We start from the raw sequence: 18,551 nt of genomic DNA on the forward strand, positions 1-18,551 counted from the left end.
AAGGGGGCCAACCATTTAAAGTGGAGGCGCCCTTTACGCCTACTGGGGACCAACCAACTGCCATACAATCTCTAACAGAAGGTATTGAACGCGGTGAATGGGCTCAAGTCTTGCTCGGTGCTACTGGTACAGGTAAGACATTTACGATGGCAAAGGTGATCGAGGCGGTACAGAAACCGACCTTGATTATTGCACACAATAAAACATTGGCTGCTCAATTATGTAGTGAGTTTAAAAGTTTCTTCCCTAATAATGCGGTAGAATACTTTGTGTCTTACTATGATTTCTATCAACCAGAAGCATATATTCCTTCTAGCGATACGTATATCGAGAAGGATGCATCTATCAATGATGAAATCGATAAATTACGACATAGTGCTACTATGAGTCTTTTCGAGCGTCGCGACGTAATCATCGTTGCCTCTGTTAGTTGTATTTACGGCTTAGGTGACCCTGAGGACTATTCTGAACTCGTATTGTCCTTGCGTTTGGGGCAAACGAAATCTCGCGATGAAATTCTATCTAAACTTGTAGATATTCAGTATACGAGAAATGATATGAACTTTATTCGTGGTACCTTCCGTGTACAAGGTGATACTATCGAGATTTTCCCTGCCGCTTATAGTGAAAGAGCCATTCGGGTTGAACTCTTCGGTGATGAAATCGATCGCCTTGTTGAGGTAGATGCTTTGACAGGTGAAGTGATTGCTGAACGTAAGCATGTTGCTGTGTACCCAGCATCTCACTATGTAACTACAAAAGATAAGATGCGTATTGCTGTAGAGCGTATTGAGGCTGAGTTAGAAGAACAGTTAGCTAAGTTAAAAGCTGCTGACCGTTTACTTGAGGCGCAACGTCTTGAACAACGTACGCGTTACGATATAGAAATGATGCAAGAAATGGGCTATTGCTCGGGCATCGAGAATTATTCCCGCCATATGTCTGAACGTAAGGCTGGGGAAGCTCCATATACATTGATAGACTATTTCCCAGATGATTTCCTCATCATGGTGGATGAGTCTCATGTAACTATTCCTCAAATTCGAGCCATGTATAACGGCGACCGTGCTCGTAAGGAGTCTCTAATCGAATATGGGTTCCGTTTACCATCTGCACTCGATAATAGACCGCTTCAATTCGATGAATTCGTAGAGCGTATTAATCAAATCGTCTATGTATCAGCTACACCTGGTCCATATGAAATGGAAGTAGAAACGAATATTGCAGAACAAATTATTCGTCCTACAGGCTTATTAGATCCATCCATTGAAATTCGTCCTATTAAGGGTCAAATGGATGATTTGCTCGGCGAAATTCATAAGCGTGCAGCTAAGAATGAACGTGTTCTCGTTACGACCTTAACGAAAAAGATGGCTGAGGACTTAACAGAGTTCTTGAAGGAAATGGGCGTCCGCGTTCGTTACCTTCATTCAGATATCGTTACCATCGAGCGTGCTGAAATCATCCGTGATTTACGAGCCGGTGTATTTGATGTACTGGTTGGTATCAACTTGCTCCGTGAAGGCCTAGATATGCCAGAAGTTTCTTTAGTAGCTATCTTAGATGCGGATAAGGAGGGTTTCCTACGTTCTGATACAGCTATGATTCAAACAATCGGTCGCGCCGCTCGTAATGTGAATGGTCACGTTATCATGTACGCAGACCGCGTAACCGGTTCTATGCAACGGGCTATCGATGAAACAGATCGTCGTCGTGCTGTGCAAGAGGCCTATAATATTGAACATAATATTACGCCTAAGTCTGTCTCTAAAGATGTAAAAGAACTTATTGAGTTGACGAAAATTGAAGAAGATATGGTTACCGATGGAAAGGACTTTTCACCGAAGAAGGGAAAAAAGAAATCCTCTACAACGGGTATGGACCATGGACACGAACCATATGCTCAAGAGGCATCTACTCCTAAGGTGGCAGATATAACGCCGGAAGAGTTATTCAATAAAATTGAAGACCTTGATCGTCAAATGAAGGCCGCTGCAAAGCAGCTTGAATTTGAAAAGGCTGCAAAGCTTCGCGATCAATTAGGAGAACTACGTCAACAATGGTCCGATATGCATAGTGCAGGTGAAAGCAAGTTGAAAAAGCCTACATCTAGCAAGGGTAAAAAACGTACAAGTTCAAAGAGTAAATCTTAAGTAGCAGTAACATACATTCATATATTGTAAAAATATTACCTGAATGTAATAAATCGAATCTATATAGATTGTAAGAAAACACATAGATTATATAGACTATATGTGCGATAATATACATATATTATTTCATGTTAGTAAAAATAGAGATGATGCCATTTGGTATCATCTCTTTAAATAGGGAACATAATGAAAGATCAGTTGATAGTAAAAGGTGCGCGTCAGCATAACCTTAAAAATATAGATATATCATTACCACGAAATCAATTCATCGTTTTGACTGGCCTCAGTGGTTCTGGTAAATCATCCTTAGCATTTGATACGATTTACGCAGAAGGGCAACGACGCTATGTAGAGTCCTTGTCTGCGTATGCTCGTCAATTCTTGGGACAAATGGATAAACCTGATGTAGATTATATTGAAGGCTTATCTCCAGCGATTTCTATCGATCAAAAGACAACAAGCCGCAATCCTCGTTCTACAGTCGGTACTGTAACGGAGATTTACGACTACTTGCGTCTATTATTTGCTCGTGTAGGTCACGCCCATTGTCCAGAATGTGGTAAGCCTATTACACAACAAACAATACAACAAATGACAGATGATGTAATGAGCTTCCCAGAAGGTACAAAGATTTTAGTATTGGCGCCTATGATTCAAGGAAAAAAAGGGGAGCATAAATCCGTCTTTGAACAACTTCGTAAAGAAGGTTTTGTTCGTGCCCGCGTAGATGGCGTTGTGCGTACATTGGATGAAGAGATTGTATTAGAAAAAAATAAAAAACACTCCATCGATATCGTAGTAGACCGCCTCGTTGTAAAAGAAAGCATCGAATCCCGCTTGGCAGACTCTATGGAGACCGCATCAAAATGGGCAGAAGGCATCGTTGTTATCCAAGAGGTAGACGGCCCTGAACACATGTATAGTCAACACTTTGCATGTCCAGACTGTCATATTTCATTACCGAAAATTGAACCGCGCATGTTCTCCTTCAACAGTCCATTTGGCGCTTGTCCAGCTTGCTTGGGGATTGGCTCCACTATGGAAGTAGACGAAGAGCGCGTTATTCCAGATGGCTCTATTAGCTTTGCCGATGGATGTGTGCAAGCATTGAGCTCTAATCCTAATGCATGGTTTATGCGTCAAGTAGAAGGCCTATTAAAAGCTAATGGATATTCTTTAGACTCTACCTATGATGAATTGCCAAAAGCATTACAGAAAAAAGTCATGTATGGCACGACGGATAAGGTAGCTTTCACCTATGAAAATATGAGAGGTGAAGTAAAGGAATTCTTTACAGAGTACGAAGGTATTTTGCCGATGGTAAAACGCCGTCATAGTGAAGCCTCTACCGATTCTATGCGTGAAGAGTTTGAAAAATTTATGTCCATTAAGCCGTGTACTACATGCCATGGTGCTCGTCTTAAACCTGAAGTGTTAGCTATAACCGTAGGGGATAAGAATATCAATGAAGTAACGCAATTAACCATTAAAGAAGCACTGGATTTCTTTGGTAATTTACAGCTAACTGAACGGGAACAAGTGATTGGCGCTCAAATTTTGAAGGAAATCAATGCTCGCCTTGGCTTCCTCAATAATGTAGGCCTCGATTACCTTACCATGAACCGTAGTGCAGGGACCCTTTCCGGTGGTGAAGCACAACGTATTCGCTTGGCCACACAAATTGGCTCTGGCCTTGTTGGTGTGTTGTATATTCTAGATGAACCATCTATCGGTCTACACCAACGAGATAATGATCGTCTCATCGATACATTAAAAGGTTTACGCGACTTAGGCAATACATTGCTCGTTGTAGAACACGACGAAGATACGATGCGTGCTGCAGACTATCTCGTAGACATCGGTCCAGGAGCAGGTGAGCATGGAGGTCAAATTATTGCAGCTGGTACTGTGGACGAAGTGATGAAGGTAGAAAACTCTATTACTGGTCAGTACTTGAGTGGTCGTAAGTTTATAGCGCTCCCTGAAGAGCGACGTAAGCCAGGTAAAAACTGCATCGAAATTCGCGGTGCGAAGGAAAATAATTTACAAAATGTAAATGTAAAATTCCCTATCGGCCTATTTAATGTGGTTACTGGTGTCAGCGGTTCTGGTAAGTCTACCTTAATCAATGAAATTCTTTATAAAGGTTTAGCTAATCAGTTGTACCGTTCCTTCCATAAGGTAGGGGATCATAAAGAAATCCGTGGCCTAGAACATATCGATAAAATCATCAATATTGACCAAAGTCCAATCGGACGTACACCTCGCTCCAATCCAGCTACCTATACGGGCGTATTTGATGCTATACGCGAGCTCTACAGCCAAACACCAGAGGCTAAGATGCGCGGCTATAAACAAGGTCGCTTTAGCTTTAACGTAAAAGGCGGTCGATGTGAAGCTTGTCGTGGCGATGGTATTATCAAAATTGAAATGCACTTCTTGCCAGATGTATACGTACCTTGCGAAGTATGTAAAGGCGCTCGTTATAACCGTGAAACCTTAGAGGTTAAATATAAAGGCAAATCCATTGCCGATGTATTAGATATGACCGTAGATGATGCAGTAGAATTCTTTAGCGCGATTCCTAAAATTCATCGTAAGATGGTTACCTTACAAGAGGTAGGTCTTGGCTATATCCGTTTAGGTCAAGCGGCCACAACATTATCTGGTGGTGAGGCTCAACGCGTTAAATTAGCTACTGAATTGGCTCGTCGTAGTACAGGCAAAACCCTTTACATCCTTGATGAACCGACAACTGGCCTACATGCCGAAGATATTCGTAAGCTCTTAGATGTACTACAAAAGCTTGTCGATGGTGGAGATACAGTGGTCGTTATTGAACATAACCTAGATGTCATTAAGATGGCGGATCATATCATCGATTTAGGTCCAGAAGGTGGTAATCGTGGTGGTACCATTGTAGCAACAGGTACACCAGAGCAAATCGCCAAGGTAAAAGAAAGCTATACTGGCAAATTCTTAGGCCCTGTATTAGAACAGACTAAGAAATTTATGAAAGCAGCTAAAAATAAGAAATAAAATAGAGGATTAAATTTAGTTTCGATAAAAAACATAATGGAAATAGAATATATTTTCTAAGTATTTATCATGAACATATTTTAGATAAGAATATATTTTAGATAAGAATATATTTTAGATAAGAATATATTCTATTTCCTTGAAATCTATAAGGAAAGGAGGACATATGCCATCTGAAGAATTACTAGAGAAGGTCAGTCATTTGCCGACTACACCGGGTGTGTATTTATGGCGTGATCAGTACAACCGCATCATCTATGTAGGTAAGGCTATTAATTTGCGAAATCGCGTGCGGTCTTATGTGCGTAATGATGCCAACCGAGCACCTAAGGTTACAGCTATGATGAAGCGTGCTGTCGATGTAGAGATTATCCAAACAAAGACAGAGATGGAAGCTCTCATATTAGAGAATACGCTCATCAAGGAGCACGAGCCTAAATACAATATTCGGCTCCGCGATGATAAGACCTATCCGTATGTGAAAATCTCTGTTCAAGAGGACTATCCTCGCGTATATATGACACGTCGCCTTGAACGTGATGGGGCTAAGTACTTTGGTCCTTTCACAGATGTTACATCGGTTCATGTGGTGTTGAAATTGATACGTCAATATTACCCACTGCGCACATGTAAGTCTATGAAGGTAGAGCGGCCATGTTTGCAATACCATATGCATTATTGTGAAGCGCCGTGCTTTAACAAAATATCTATACCGGACTATCGGAAGTACATCGATGAAATCATAGAGCTCTTTGAAGGAAAGCCTATACCATTGTTGAAGGAAATCAAAGAGAAGATGGAATTAGCTGCAGAAGACTTGCGATTTGAAGATGCAGCACGGTATCGAGATCAGTTGAGCAGCATTGAAAAAATACAAGAAAAGCAACGCATGGTAACACAACGAGGCGACTTAGATGTATTAGGGATTGCTGTTGATACATCTATGGCTTGTGTACAGCTATTATTCATTCGTGGTGGACGACTATTAGGTCGTGAGAATTACTTTGTTCAACATGATGGAGATAGTCCAGAAACGATCATGACGGACTTTATCAAGCAATACTATGGGGATACGAACTTCATTCCGAAGGAATTATTATTACCGATGGATAGTTCTGATAGAGACTTATTGAGTGAATGGTTTACACAGCTCAAAGGTCAGAATGTAGAGGTATCTGTGCCGCAGCGTGGCTATAAGATGGACATGATCAAGATGGCCCACGAGAATGCAGAAACCTTCCTTGAAGAGCGCCGTCGTCAATGGCAGTACCAAATCGATAAGACTGGTGGGGCTGTTAAGAAATTAGCGGAAGTCTTAGACTTGCCGCGCTTACCAGAACGTATGGAGTGTTTCGATATTTCCCATACGCAAGGTGCTGAAACAGTTGCGTCTATGGTTGTCTTTGAAGGTGGTAAGCCGGCGAAGAAGGAATATCGTCGTTTTAAATTGAAGACTACGCAAGGTAAACCAGATGACTTCAAATCCATGGCAGAAATCATGGAGCGTCGCTACGGTAATGAAACAGATTGGCCTATGCCTGACCTTATTATCATCGATGGTGGTAAAGGGCAGCTCAATGCAGCATTGCCGTTAATACGTGCTGTAGGTGTTACCGATGTGCCTGTTATCTCCTTGGCTAAACGCATTGAAGAGGTCTTTGTAGAAGGGCAATCTGAAAGTATCATTTTGAGCCATCATACGCCAGAGCTTCAATTACTGCAACAAATACGTGATGAAGCCCATCGATTTGCCATCACATATCATCGCAAATTGCGAGGTAAACGTAACTTAGAGTCTATTTTAGATCATATCGAAGGAATTGGTCCTAAACGCCGCAAAGCATTATGGGCGCATTTTAATAGTTTAGAGGCTATGAAAGAAGCATCTATTGATGAGCTTTCAAAGGTAGACTCTATGAACTATAAAACGGCAGAAGCATTATATAATTTCTTCCGTATGTCCAAAGTAGAAAAACAAGATATATTGAAATAAAAAAGAGCATCTTACATAAGATGCTCTTTTACTGTATTAATTGTTATTTAGTTTTGTCTACGTTGAATGTACCAAGTACGCCAGGTGAATAATATACCCGCTACTAGTACGCTAGAGAGTAAGCCAATCCATACGCCAAATGGTCCATAATTAGGATTTTTGGCGAGAATATAGGCCGTAGGGAAGCATACGCCCCAATAGGAAACGAGGGAAATGTAAAGAACTACTTTTACATCCTTATAAGCCCTCAATATACCTTGCAATGGGGTACCTATGGCATCGATAGCAGAGAAGAATACACCGTATCCAAGGAAGCTGTAGATAAGCTTGTATACTTCATCATCATTTGTAAAGAGATCTGCAATAGCATCCATATTAGTAAACGTAAATGTACAAATCATGATAGCCAATACAATGGCTAAGATGCGAGAAATATAAGAGTACTGGATAGCCTCTTGTTTACGACCTGCCCCAAGTTCATATGCAACTGCAATGGTAGAGGCCATAGCGATACTAAGAGGTAAACAGTAGAATACATTGGTAAAGGAAATAACAGATTGATGAGCAGCTACGACGGCGGATCCAAAGTGAACCATCAATAGGCCAGCAATACTAAAGATACTAGCTTCTAAGAAGATGGAAAAGCCAATAGGAATACCTATATGTAGCTGTTCGCGAATGTAGTGAAAACTTGGTTTACTGAAGTCTTTAAAGATACGATATCCCTTTAACTTCGGATGTAATAGTAATACTAAGCTGAAGAGAATAAAGTTAGTCCAGCAAGTACCTGCTATACCATAGCCAGCACCGACACCACCGATTTCAGGAAATCCGAAATGCCCAAAGATGAGCGAGTAGTTCAAGAATACGTTCACAATAAAGCTTGTAAATACGATGGCCATAGAATAATGTGTTAATCCATGACTGTCGACTGTATTGCGTAATGTATTAACCCAAAGTAGAGGGAATAAACCTATAGCGAAAGCTTTCAGATAACTAATACATACCTCTGCTGCTGCCGGTTCAAGATTGAGGGCTGTCAGTAGTGGACGTAAGCCAAAGAGTCCAATCATTAAAATGATGAATGCTAAGCCCGTACCTATATAAAGGCCTTGGTAGAAGATGGTTGCGATATCATCTGTTTTCTTAGCCCCTAATAACTGAGAAATAATCGGTGTAATACCTAATAATGTTCCTTGTGCAAAGATATAGAATAGGAGCCATAAATTATACCCCGTAGCAACCCCTGCTAAATCTATCGTACTATATTGTCCCGTTAAAAAGATGGCTATAAATGTACCACCTATAAGGGAAAATTGCGTTATGCACATAGGAGTAAATAGTTTAATGAACAACCATAACTTTTGTAATATAGAATATGTTTGATACATACTTACCTCCCTTAGTAATGATAATTATACGATATCATAAAGTAGTCTAATTTAATAGATAAATTCCTTAGGAATTGGGAATTAAATGTATATTATTTAGCACATTATGACTAAGGTTTTAATGTATTATAAAACCTCTAGTTGTAGAGTTATATTTCTCCACTTACGATAAATGGAGTATGCTAAAAATGAATATATATTTTGTAAATTGAATTTTACACCACTGAACTATATCGATTATAATATATATACTATAGTTATATTCTAAGGAGGATACATTGGACATCTTATCTATTCAAGGTTTATTGGCGATGCTTCAGATCATCATTATCGATATCTTACTCGCTGGCGATAATGCCATTGTAATTGGTATGGCTGCTCGTAATTTACCGGCTCATTTGCAAAAGAAAGCAATCTTCTGGGGCACAGCGGGGGCTATTATTTTACGCCTTGTTATGGCATTCCTGTTTGTAGAGGCGTTGAACAATATTCCGGCTCTTCGTCTAGTAGGTGGTATCCTTCTTTTATGGATCGGTTATAAACTCGTTGCCGATGATGAAAGTGAGCATAATATCGAAGCTAAGGATAACTTGCGTGCCGCTATTACAACAATTGTCATTGCAGATGGTATCATGGGCATCGATAATGTTATCGGTGTAGTTGGTGCTGCAGGCGGCCATATGACAATGGTGGCCATTGGTATGCTCATAACTGTACCAATCATCATTTATGGCAGTACTTTATTTGTGAAAGTTATCGAACGTTTCCCAATTATCCTATACGTTGGCGGCGGTATCCTTGGATGGGTAGGTGCCGGCATGGCAGTAGAGGATACATTGATTGCTCATACGGTGGAACCATATGCACTGTTCATCAAAATAGCTGCAGTAATCCTCGTAGTAGGGGCATCTTTGATAGCTAAAAAAACCAAGAAATAATAGAATAAATCTCTTCTCTTAATCATAGGGGAGAGATTTTTTTTGTAAACTAATAGCGCTCTTTTTAGGTGAGAAAATAGAAAAATTATGGTATAGTTAAGGGATAGTTATTGAATTACTCGTTTGAATTGAGGTATATACAGAATGGAATTTTTAGAAGTTGCCACGTGGGTGACCATTGGTAAGATTATTTTAATTGATATTTTGTTGGCGGGCGATAATGCTGTAGTTATTGGAATGGCAGCAGGTAAGCTAGCTCCAGAACTACAAAAGAAAGCCGTAATTTGGGGTACAGTAGGTGCCATTGTAATGCGCCTTTTATTTGCTACCCTTTTAGTAGAGGCGCTTACTTTAATTCCTCTTATCCACTTAGGTGGTGGCTTTGTACTTGTATGGATTGCCATTCAATTATTAAAAGGTGGAGATGAAGATGCACATATTGAAGCTAAGAATTCATTAATGGGTGCTATTTGGACGATTATTGTAGCCGACGCTATGATGAGTATTGATAATGTCATCGGTGTAGTAGGAGCCGCTAGAGGTCATTTAGAGCTTGTTATTGCAGGTATGTTAATTACTGTTCCAATTATCGTATTTTGCTCTACATTATTTGCTCGAATTATTAATAAATTCCCTGCCATTCTTTGGGCTGGTGGTGCACTTCTTGGCTGGGTTGCAGGAGAAATGATTGTGGAAGATCCACTTCTTATACCATATATTCAAGGTGAAGAATTACTCGTTAAAATCGGTACTGTATTCTTCGTTCTTATTGTGACAGGTATGATTAAAATTTGGAAGAAAAGAGACATGTAATGAACGGTACTAATCGTACATCTCGTAAAAAACAATCTAAACAACATAGAAGAAGTAATCGCTCTAATTCACAGCAAGCTATAAACGGCCAATTATCTAAAAAACAACAGGCTATTTTAAATGCTCCTGTTAAGTTTGGTGATGAAGTATTGGTACCTATTCATGGCATCGGTAGCAGCGGTGAAGGGGTAGGTCGTGTAGATGACTTTACTGTCTTCGTACCTTATGCCTTACCTGGAGAAACTGTGAAAGTAGCTATTAATATGGTTAAAAAAACCTATGCTACAGGGCGCCTTTTAGAAATTGTTACGATGGCTCCCAATCGTATCGATGCAAGTTGTGATCTTTATGGATTCTGTGGAGGCTGCCAACTACAACACATTACCTATGAAGGACAGCTTTCACTAAAAACACAAAAGGTGAAGGATGTTATCGAGCGTATCGGGCATCAAAATCCAGACCTTGTTAAGCCAGCATTAGGACCTAAAGAACCATGGGCATATCGCAATAAGATGCAAATGCCTGTAGGCGGTAGTAAAGGCGATATTCAAATGGGTTTCTATGCGATGGGATCTCACGATATCGTGCAAGGTACAAACTGTCCTATACAAGATGAAGGCAATAATATCATTGCTCAAGCATGTTATCAAATCGCCAAAGAGTTTGATATTGAACCGTATAATGAACATACAGGGAAGGGTATATTGCGCCATGTAATCGGTCGTATTGGCCAATCTGGATGGATGATTATCCTTGTAACTGCTACAGACTACTTACCTCACCAAGAAAAGTGGGTAGAAAAATTAACAGAACGCATCCCTCAAGTAGAAACTATCGTTCACAATGTAAATAGTAAGCGTACTAATGTTATATTAGGACCTAAGAATCATATCCTCTACGGGGATGGAACAATAACAGACCATATTAAGGACTTACAGTTTACCTTATCCCCACATTCCTTCTTCCAAGTGAATCCAGAACAAACTACAGTACTGTATGACCAAGCATTAGCTTATGCAGATTTAAAAGGGGATGAAACAGTTATCGATGCGTACTGTGGTACAGGTACTATTTCACTCTTCTTAGCTCATAAGGCAAAGCATGTCATCGGTATTGAAATCGTAGAACCAGCCATTATTAATGCTCGTGAAAACGCTGAACGCAATGGCTATGATAATACAGAATTTATCGTCGCTGATGCGGCCGTAGAAATGCCAAAACTCTACAAAGCAGGCGTACGACCAGACGTTATCGTATTTGATCCAATCCGTGCAGGCTGTAAAGAAGAAGTGCTAACCTCTGCAGCGGGCATGGAACCAAAACGCATTGTCTACGTATCCTGTAACCCAGCCACCATGGCAAGGGACATTGAAATCCTAATACACTACGGCTATGAACTAAAAGAAGTACAACCCGTAGACATGTTCCCTATGACAGCACATGTCGAAGCTGTAGCTTTGCTCACTAGGAACGAAACGATGCAGTAAGCATTAGCACTGGTCAGGAATGTCCAAGAATTCGAACGAAGTGAAGAATGATTGGAAACAGCCTACGACTGAGGCTAGTGGCTTTGCTTACTAGAAGCGAAGCGACGCAGTGAGCATTAGTACTGCCATAGATTACAGTTTTACCTTTAATCTTGTGAGGAATATTATGGATTTTATACATGATAGAAAGAGTAACATCCTTTTCAGTCTTTATGGTAGTAAAGTAAATAGAATCAGAATTCATAATAAAACATTGACGTTAACAGTTGACGAAATGTATCAATTGGTAGATGGTGAAGAAAGAGCATTTTCCGGTGAAATATCTTTTAAAGACTGTGATGTGAACTTATGTAAGGTACTAATATTTAACAAAACATTAGGTGAAGGTCGATTTAATGGAAAGTCCATTTGTTTATGTGACTTTATGAATGAGTATGTAGACTCAGAATTTGAAATAATTACGGAAGGCTATTTTGCCAATACAACTACATATACAGGTTGGCTTTGGATCAATGAAAAAACTCCAGTATCTGTCATTATGTATATTTGGAATAGCGGAGATATGGTGTATCATGTCAAAAAATAAACCCTAATTTTTACAGATAAAATAATACCTTGTTTTATAAGTTTATGGAGTGAACTATATGGTCTGGCTGAAATCAACGGATTATAAAAAGCAAGAGTATATGGAGTTACGACTCATTGCACCGTTAGGTGAGCACATACGATTAGATTTTAATCCTCTAAAAGTTACTGATGCCTCTAATTCCTCATCAAGCTGGAAGGATTGGCACTGTTATAGAAAGCCATTACGGGTTTATAGTCCAGATTTTGATATCTTAGTTTCTTATTTTATTAAAGCGTATCCTATTATAGATGCATCAGATAATACTGAAAGAGATAGCTTTGATGTATGCTTTGATAATTGGATTAAGCAAGACGACTGGATTAAAATAATTCATAATATTGAAGTTGATCTTATAAATTTTAGTAAAGAAGAGCAAGAGTTTTTAAACACATTTATTGCTTGGATAAAGGAAGCACTTCAACATACATCTGTTATAGTTGTTGAAGGAAATCTTTAAATTGATTACCTGTATTAAAGTGGGGGAATTTATAATCATGAAACCTAGAGAATTATGTGAGAAAGCTTGGCAAGAAATTGCAAGTAAATTTCCTGATTTTAAGGTAGTTAGTAAAGGTCAGAAATTAAAGAAAATATCTAAAAATAAAGATCTTACTTTTGAGATATACTTTCAGGCTAATAGAAATAACTATGTATGCAGCGTAGAATTTGTTCCACATATTGCTATTTACTCTAAATCTATGACAAAAGCTAATATTCATAACGGTTTTGTTTATGGCGGTGAATTAGGCTGTTTGCTACACCGAAAGGAGTGGTATTGGTATCAATTAGCAGGCGCTAGTTATCAGTATACTGTAGATGAGATTACCAAGCTGCTAGCGGAATACATCATGCCTCTATTTAATGATTTTGAAGATACAGAACATAATATTGATAAGCTCATAGATGGAGACATAATCAATCATAATCTACTTTATTATATTTATCATTTTGGTGGGAAAGATAAAGCTCAACAGTACTTTAATAAAATAATTCAAAAAGATACGTTAAGAAGTAGATATATTGGTTTTTATAATCAGTTGAGAGAATTGCCTCAGGAAAAGATTTCCTTAGATACGAGTGAATTTTATGGAGCTCCTATGATTAAATTTGCCTATCTTAATGGAATCGAGATAGAGAAATAATAGTTAAGCCCTTCGCTTATGCGGAGGGCTTTCACGATACAAACATATATAAAAATATAATATAATTAACATAAGTAGTTAAATCATTTTGAATGAGGTATATGGTATGGGATTAACCTTAGATATTGATGAAATAATGTACCAATTGAGTAAAAGGCGCCCAATTTTTCATTCAGAAGCTGACTTTCAATTTAGCTTAGCCTGGATGATTAAAGAACAATATCCAAATTGTGATATTAGACTAGAGTTTGTACCAGAATTTAATCCTAATTTACATCTCGATATTCTTGTAATAGTAGATGGTAAATGGATTCCTATTGAGCTTAAATATACGACAAAAAAATGTATTAAAAATATAAATGATGAAGTGTATGTATTGAAGGAGCAAGGTGCTAAGGACCAAGGTTGTTATAATTATTTAAAAGATATAATGCGTATAGAGGAATTTAGGGATAAGAGTAATAAATTTATTGAAGGTTATACAATTAAGATAACTAGTGAGTTGTCTTATTTAAAGCCTCCCATAAAAGCAAATTGTACTTACGCTGAATTTTCTATTGATGATGGTTCTATTAAAACGGGATGCATGAATTGGTCCGATAATACAGGGAAAGGGACAATGCGTGGGATGGAAGCACCGATAGTATTAACTGGTATATATCCTATACATTGGAAAGAATACTCCAAAGTTGATGATACTAATAGTGGCACTTTTATGTATCTTGTAAATACGATTAGTAAATAAAATAGGAGACATATTATGTTTAAACCAATTCGTAAAAAGATAAATGAAATAGATCGTGCTGCTACGGAAGCACTATTAACGTCTAATCGTCGTGGTATTTTGGCCATGAATGGTGATAATGGATACCCGTATGCTATTCCTATTAATTATTTTTATGATAATGAAACGCAGAAAATTTATTTTCATGGAGCCAAAGCTGGTCATAAAGTAGATGCATTAAAATCTTCGGATAAAGTATGTTTTACAGTATATGGTGATGAGCGTATTGATGAATCTGAACCATGGGCCCCATATGTACAAAGTGCAGTAGTATTTGGGAGATGCCGTTTATTAGAGGCCGGCCCAGAATCTATAGCTCGATTAAAAGAATTTGCTATGAAATATTATCCTGATGAAGCATTAGCTGATGATCAAATTGCTCGGAACGGTAAAGCAACACAGATGTTTGAAATTACTATTGAACATATGAGTGGCAAACAAGTACAAGAGAAATAATAGTTAAGCCCTTCGCTTATGCGGAGGGCTTTTACTATACACTCATACTTATAAATGTAATATAATGTAATTAGTGATAATCATTTTAAAAATATATTTCGTGGGAGAGAGACATGATAGAGTTAAAGGATTTAGGTACATTTGAATCTGTGCCTAAAATAGTAATAGATATCGTAAAAGGAAATATCGTAGCTTTAGAAAATGCATTAGCAGATGGATGGGATATTCATAAACCTATACAATTAGGTAAGTACAGTGAGTATTCCCCGCTAGAATTAGCGGTAGTAATGAACTGTTTTCCTAGTGTTCAATGGTTAGTTGAACATGGAGCAGATTTAAATTATGAAGAAAATCCAAGTTTCTTATTAGCTGTACGGTATGCCGATCAAAAGGTAATAGATTATGTTGTGAATCATGGTGCTAATATTCATGCCTTGAACTCTGTTGATGTAGATGCATTTCAGGCTGCTTTATATGGCAAGAAATATGAGAACTTACAACGGATTCATGACTTAGGCCATACAGTACAAAAATATGGCGGTAAAGCTTTCAGAAATGCCATAACAGAGAACAATTATGAGGTTCTAGATTTCTTTATTCATAATGGTGTAGATATTAATTACAATAAGCCTGATTCTGTGTATCCCTTTAAGCCAACCCCATTATGTGTAGCTGCTCGTTATGTAGACTTACAGATGTGCAAATATTTGGTAGAACATGGTGCGGATGTGACCATTACAGAAAAGGATGGTATGCGTCCTTATAGCATTGCCATTGAACGTGGCGATATGGAAATGGCGGAGTACTTTAAAACATTAGAGCCTGCTGAGTACCATGATAAACAAAATAAAATGGATCAATTAAAACCATTTAAATTACCAAAGGGGTTAGTATCGTTTTTGGAGGGGGATATTCTCTATTTTGAATTGCCAGATTCTGATTTTATATTTATAGAGTTTTTACCTTTACTTGATACAGTTCCGTTTAAAGTGGGGCGTCGTAAACTATTACGACTATCTAAAGTTCTAGGCGAGTACAACGATTGGCAAATTGTATGGGATCCTAAGTCTAAAAAGATTGGTTGTTATGATACCGAGCATCAAGAGCTGCGAGAACTTTGTAAGTTTGATGAGTTCATGGCAGATATGTCAGGTCAATTAGAAACCTTATTTTAATGTAAATTGTACAGCAGAGGAGATACATATGGCAGATAAAGTTGAGAAAACCTATACAGACTGGTCGATTGATGTAGGTGACTATAAGTATGAAGGTATTACCTTGAATGAGGTTGAGCAAAATCTCTACGCTATTGAGGATCAAGAACAGGATTTTGTAGTTATATCACCAGCAAAGGCAATTCCGATAGATAATAAAATGTATAACTTTGTACAAGTTTGTAGTGATGAAGATACGAATTTATTACATATAGAGCTTAGTGTAACTAATGATGGCGAGCAAGGTGCGATAATATACGGTAAAAATGAGCTAGGACCTCAAGAGGCATTACAGATAATAAAAGATTTTATTGCACATCATAAGGTACCGTCATTAGATGATTGGGAAGTCGTACTAGATTTAAGACCAAAGATGGAAAGCTATGTAAAGGATACAAACGATGACTAATCCTGTAATATATGATGAACAGTTAAGGCAATATACCATATCCTACGAAGGAATACAGTTTTGCTGGGATGAGAAACCGACAGATACTAATTTAGATACGGCAAAGTTATTAGCTACTAATTACCACAAGAATATAGATACAATCGTTACTTTCATTTATAACGAAATACGAGATTTGTATGGTGATATAACTATTGATGACGTGAAATCACGTATTGGTACGCCTATTATTGAACCAGAACGTGATGCTGTGACCTATTGCGAGCAAACCTTTGATGATACCCATATCTTTTCTTTTACATTTTGGGATGATGAATTCAAAGATTTACATTATTTTGCCATAGATGGATGATATATTTTCCATGATTTTGCTAGTATGACTTATATGTGGAGTCCATTATGTTATATACACCGAATAACATTTTGTATAAGTATATTCGCTATCGATTTAGACGGATTCAGATTCAGTGCAATATGTTATATAATATAGCACCAGAGGAAGAAGATGAGATTTGTCGTAATTTATTAAAAAAGCGAGCGAAGATATTAATTCCAGTTGGCATATTATATTTCTTGCTTTTTGGGGTTATCTTCACTTGGCTGGTAGGAACCAGTGAGGACTTAAATCCATTAATGCAATGGGAATTAAGAGTGATAGACTATGTTATACCCATTTTAAATACCATAGATATTAAGTGGTATGCATATTCCCTAGACTTATTGCGAGTAGCAGTTATTTTAGCCCCTATAGCGATTATAAATGCTTCTCCTTATATCATTGCTTCCTATATGATTGATACAATATTGATACGGCGTGAGGTAAAAGCTTTAATCAAAACTTATTCTATGAATGAGTAATTAAAAATTTAGATTATATCGGTTTAAACTAGGAGAGAGTATTATGGGTAATCTAAAAGACTTTGATTGGACCGGATTTTGGAACGATGTTGACTATGCATTTGAATCCTATATAGGTAAACCTGTTACCGATGAGGATATTAAAGATGCTGAAGCAGATCTAGGTTATACATTGCCTGCTGCATATATTGAGCTACTTAAAAACCATAATGGTGGTGTAGTAAAGAAAAATTGTTTTATTAACGATGATGACGATTGTGTATATATAACAGGAATATATGGCATCGATAGAGATAAAAAATACTCTCTTTTAGGTGAGATGGGAAATGAGTTTTGGATTTCAAAAGTAAAATATCCCCCTATCGGTGTCGTTGTAGCTGATACGATTTCCGGTGGTCACGACATGATTTTCCTCGATTATCGTGAGTGCGGTCCTACCGGTGAGCCTAAGGTTGTACGAGTAGATCAAGAAGGTGATTACTCCATGACTCCCTTAGCAGATAACTTTGGTGACTTTATTAAGAACTTATATATCAGTATAGAAGATATTACGGATGAAGAGTTTCAAGAATTAAGTGATGCGGATAAGGTTAAGCTCCTTAATGAACAAGAGGACTTAGACATCAATCGTGCTATGGAGTTATTAACTAATATGGGCATCGATAATTTGTCTCCTAAACTATTAAGTACCTTAGGACGTATGTATAACAATAAGGGCCGTGCATCAGAGGCTATTGATTTATTTAATCGTATTGATGAAACACATCGCGATTGGTCTTGGTATTATCGCTGTGGCTATGCTCATGCGATGTTAGCTATTGGTGAAAGCTACGAATCTGAACATGTACAGAAGGCATTACAGTTAATAGAAACGGGCATAAAAATGACGAAAGAAGCCGGGTTAGATAAACAACTTGGTTGGTGTTGTGAAGTTGTAAAATACCTATTAACTCAAATCAAGCCAAAAGAATACAAGGCGGATTATCCTGTCATATTTGAAACCATTAAGAATGTCTTTGATAAGAAAAATAGTAAAGATACTAAAGATACTAAAGAAGGTACAGATACTGAAGACGTTACTGATTGCGATGAAGATAACTATCCTACATATGATGTAGTACATTGGGTATTTAATAAGCAAACATATAGCAGAGAAGAGTTTTCCAAAGAATACAATGAAAATGTAAAAAGATATGTAGATGATGATCAAGCAGATGACGATGATAGATTAGAAGAACCTGAAATT

Annotated in this window: 17 protein-coding genes; 16 read left to right on the forward strand and 1 reads right to left on the reverse strand. The window is 37.8% G+C overall.

Annotation, left to right across the window (positions count from 1 at the left end):
* The 3 genes from uvrB to uvrC form a co-directional block, all read left to right on the forward strand.
* On the forward strand, window positions 1–2,153 hold a 2,153-nt coding region (gene uvrB / locus QZ055_RS03265), incomplete at its 5' end, for an excinuclease ABC subunit UvrB (RefSeq protein ID WP_295824600.1).
* 186 nt (window positions 2,154–2,339) lie between these two features.
* Window positions 2,340–5,192, forward strand: coding sequence for an excinuclease ABC subunit UvrA (gene uvrA / locus QZ055_RS03270; RefSeq protein WP_295824603.1), 2,853 nt, complete (start codon window positions 2,340–2,342; stop codon window positions 5,190–5,192).
* A gap of 166 nt (window positions 5,193–5,358) precedes the next feature.
* Window positions 5,359–7,185, forward strand: a complete 1,827-nt coding sequence (uvrC, locus tag QZ055_RS03275; RefSeq protein WP_295824605.1) for an excinuclease ABC subunit UvrC — start codon at window positions 5,359–5,361, stop codon at window positions 7,183–7,185.
* A gap of 47 nt (window positions 7,186–7,232) precedes the next feature.
* Here the strand turns inward: uvrC and QZ055_RS03280 are convergent, their stop codons facing one another.
* Window positions 7,233–8,576, reverse strand: coding sequence for an MATE family efflux transporter (locus tag QZ055_RS03280; protein ID WP_105085456.1), 1,344 nt, complete (start codon window positions 8,574–8,576; stop codon window positions 7,233–7,235).
* A gap of 278 nt (window positions 8,577–8,854) precedes the next feature.
* Between QZ055_RS03280 and QZ055_RS03285 the strand changes: the two genes are divergently transcribed.
* The 13 genes from QZ055_RS03285 to QZ055_RS03345 all read left to right on the forward strand — a co-directional run.
* On the forward strand, window positions 8,855–9,514 hold the full coding sequence (locus QZ055_RS03285; protein ID WP_295824607.1) for a TerC family protein: 660 nt from the start codon (window positions 8,855–8,857) through the stop codon (window positions 9,512–9,514).
* 144 nt (window positions 9,515–9,658) lie between these two features.
* Window positions 9,659–10,327, forward strand: a complete 669-nt coding sequence (locus tag QZ055_RS03290) for a TerC family protein (RefSeq protein ID WP_295824608.1) — start codon at window positions 9,659–9,661, stop codon at window positions 10,325–10,327.
* Complete coding sequence (gene rlmD / locus QZ055_RS03295; RefSeq protein WP_295824609.1) at window positions 10,327–11,814, forward strand: 23S rRNA (uracil(1939)-C(5))-methyltransferase RlmD; 1,488 nt, start codon at window positions 10,327–10,329, stop codon at window positions 11,812–11,814. Before QZ055_RS03290 ends, rlmD begins: the two co-directional genes overlap by 1 nt.
* A 166-nt stretch (window positions 11,815–11,980) precedes the next feature.
* Entirely contained in the window at window positions 11,981–12,400 is a 420-nt protein-coding gene (locus QZ055_RS03300; protein WP_295824611.1) for a hypothetical protein, read from the forward strand.
* A 58-nt stretch (window positions 12,401–12,458) separates the two neighbouring features.
* Complete coding sequence (locus QZ055_RS03305) at window positions 12,459–12,899, forward strand: BdrN protein (RefSeq protein WP_295824612.1); 441 nt, start codon at window positions 12,459–12,461, stop codon at window positions 12,897–12,899.
* Between the two features lie 37 nt (window positions 12,900–12,936).
* Complete coding sequence (locus QZ055_RS03310) at window positions 12,937–13,584, forward strand: DUF4304 domain-containing protein (RefSeq protein ID WP_295824614.1); 648 nt, start codon at window positions 12,937–12,939, stop codon at window positions 13,582–13,584.
* A gap of 106 nt (window positions 13,585–13,690) precedes the next feature.
* Window positions 13,691–14,329, forward strand: coding sequence for a hypothetical protein (locus tag QZ055_RS03315; RefSeq protein ID WP_295824615.1), 639 nt, complete (start codon window positions 13,691–13,693; stop codon window positions 14,327–14,329).
* Between the two features lie 15 nt (window positions 14,330–14,344).
* A complete protein-coding gene (locus QZ055_RS03320; RefSeq protein WP_295824617.1) occupies window positions 14,345–14,824 on the forward strand; it encodes a pyridoxamine 5'-phosphate oxidase family protein in 480 nt (159 codons plus the stop codon).
* Between the two features lie 113 nt (window positions 14,825–14,937).
* The gene (locus QZ055_RS03325) at window positions 14,938–15,999 is read left to right on the forward strand and encodes an ankyrin repeat domain-containing protein (protein WP_295824619.1); all 1,062 of its coding nucleotides are present in this window, start codon (window positions 14,938–14,940) and stop codon (window positions 15,997–15,999) included.
* 28 nt (window positions 16,000–16,027) lie between these two features.
* Window positions 16,028–16,447 (forward strand): bacteriocin, encoded by a 420-nt coding sequence (locus QZ055_RS03330; RefSeq protein ID WP_295824621.1) that lies wholly within the window; start codon window positions 16,028–16,030, stop codon window positions 16,445–16,447.
* The gene (locus tag QZ055_RS03335) at window positions 16,440–16,799 is read left to right on the forward strand and encodes a hypothetical protein (protein WP_295824622.1); all 360 of its coding nucleotides are present in this window, start codon (window positions 16,440–16,442) and stop codon (window positions 16,797–16,799) included. Before QZ055_RS03330 ends, QZ055_RS03335 begins: the two co-directional genes overlap by 8 nt.
* 47 nt (window positions 16,800–16,846) lie before the next feature.
* On the forward strand, window positions 16,847–17,305 hold the full coding sequence (locus tag QZ055_RS03340; protein WP_295824624.1) for a glycosyl transferase family 4: 459 nt from the start codon (window positions 16,847–16,849) through the stop codon (window positions 17,303–17,305).
* A 43-nt stretch (window positions 17,306–17,348) separates the two neighbouring features.
* Window positions 17,349–18,551 (forward strand): SMI1/KNR4 family protein (locus tag QZ055_RS03345; protein ID WP_295824625.1); only part of this gene is annotated, 1,203 nt, incomplete at its 3' end.

The sequence above is a fragment of the uncultured Veillonella sp. genome, assembly GCF_905209685.1.
In the GTDB taxonomy this organism is placed as follows: Bacteria; Bacillota; Negativicutes; order Veillonellales; family Veillonellaceae; genus Veillonella.

What these genes read in the sequence shown, in the direction of transcription:
- uvrA (WP_295824603.1), top strand. Translation starts at nt 2,340, where the DNA reads ATGAAAGATCAGTTGATAGTAAAAGGTGCGCGTCAGCATAACCTTAAA.
- uvrC (WP_295824605.1), top strand. Translation starts at nt 5,359, where the DNA reads ATGCCATCTGAAGAATTACTAGAGAAGGTCAGTCATTTGCCGACTACA.
- QZ055_RS03280 (WP_105085456.1), bottom strand. Translation starts at nt 8,576, where the DNA reads ATGTATCAAACATATTCTATATTACAAAAGTTATGGTTGTTCATTAAA.
- QZ055_RS03290 (WP_295824608.1), top strand. Translation starts at nt 9,659, where the DNA reads ATGGAATTTTTAGAAGTTGCCACGTGGGTGACCATTGGTAAGATTATT.
- rlmD (WP_295824609.1), top strand. Translation starts at nt 10,327, where the DNA reads ATGAACGGTACTAATCGTACATCTCGTAAAAAACAATCTAAACAACAT.
- QZ055_RS03300 (WP_295824611.1), top strand. Translation starts at nt 11,981, where the DNA reads ATGGATTTTATACATGATAGAAAGAGTAACATCCTTTTCAGTCTTTAT.
- QZ055_RS03305 (WP_295824612.1), top strand. Translation starts at nt 12,459, where the DNA reads ATGGTCTGGCTGAAATCAACGGATTATAAAAAGCAAGAGTATATGGAG.
- QZ055_RS03310 (WP_295824614.1), top strand. Translation starts at nt 12,937, where the DNA reads ATGAAACCTAGAGAATTATGTGAGAAAGCTTGGCAAGAAATTGCAAGT.
- QZ055_RS03315 (WP_295824615.1), top strand. Translation starts at nt 13,691, where the DNA reads ATGGGATTAACCTTAGATATTGATGAAATAATGTACCAATTGAGTAAA.
- QZ055_RS03320 (WP_295824617.1), top strand. Translation starts at nt 14,345, where the DNA reads ATGTTTAAACCAATTCGTAAAAAGATAAATGAAATAGATCGTGCTGCT.
- QZ055_RS03325 (WP_295824619.1), top strand. Translation starts at nt 14,938, where the DNA reads ATGATAGAGTTAAAGGATTTAGGTACATTTGAATCTGTGCCTAAAATA.
- QZ055_RS03330 (WP_295824621.1), top strand. Translation starts at nt 16,028, where the DNA reads ATGGCAGATAAAGTTGAGAAAACCTATACAGACTGGTCGATTGATGTA.
- QZ055_RS03335 (WP_295824622.1), top strand. Translation starts at nt 16,440, where the DNA reads ATGACTAATCCTGTAATATATGATGAACAGTTAAGGCAATATACCATA.
- QZ055_RS03340 (WP_295824624.1), top strand. Translation starts at nt 16,847, where the DNA reads ATGTTATATACACCGAATAACATTTTGTATAAGTATATTCGCTATCGA.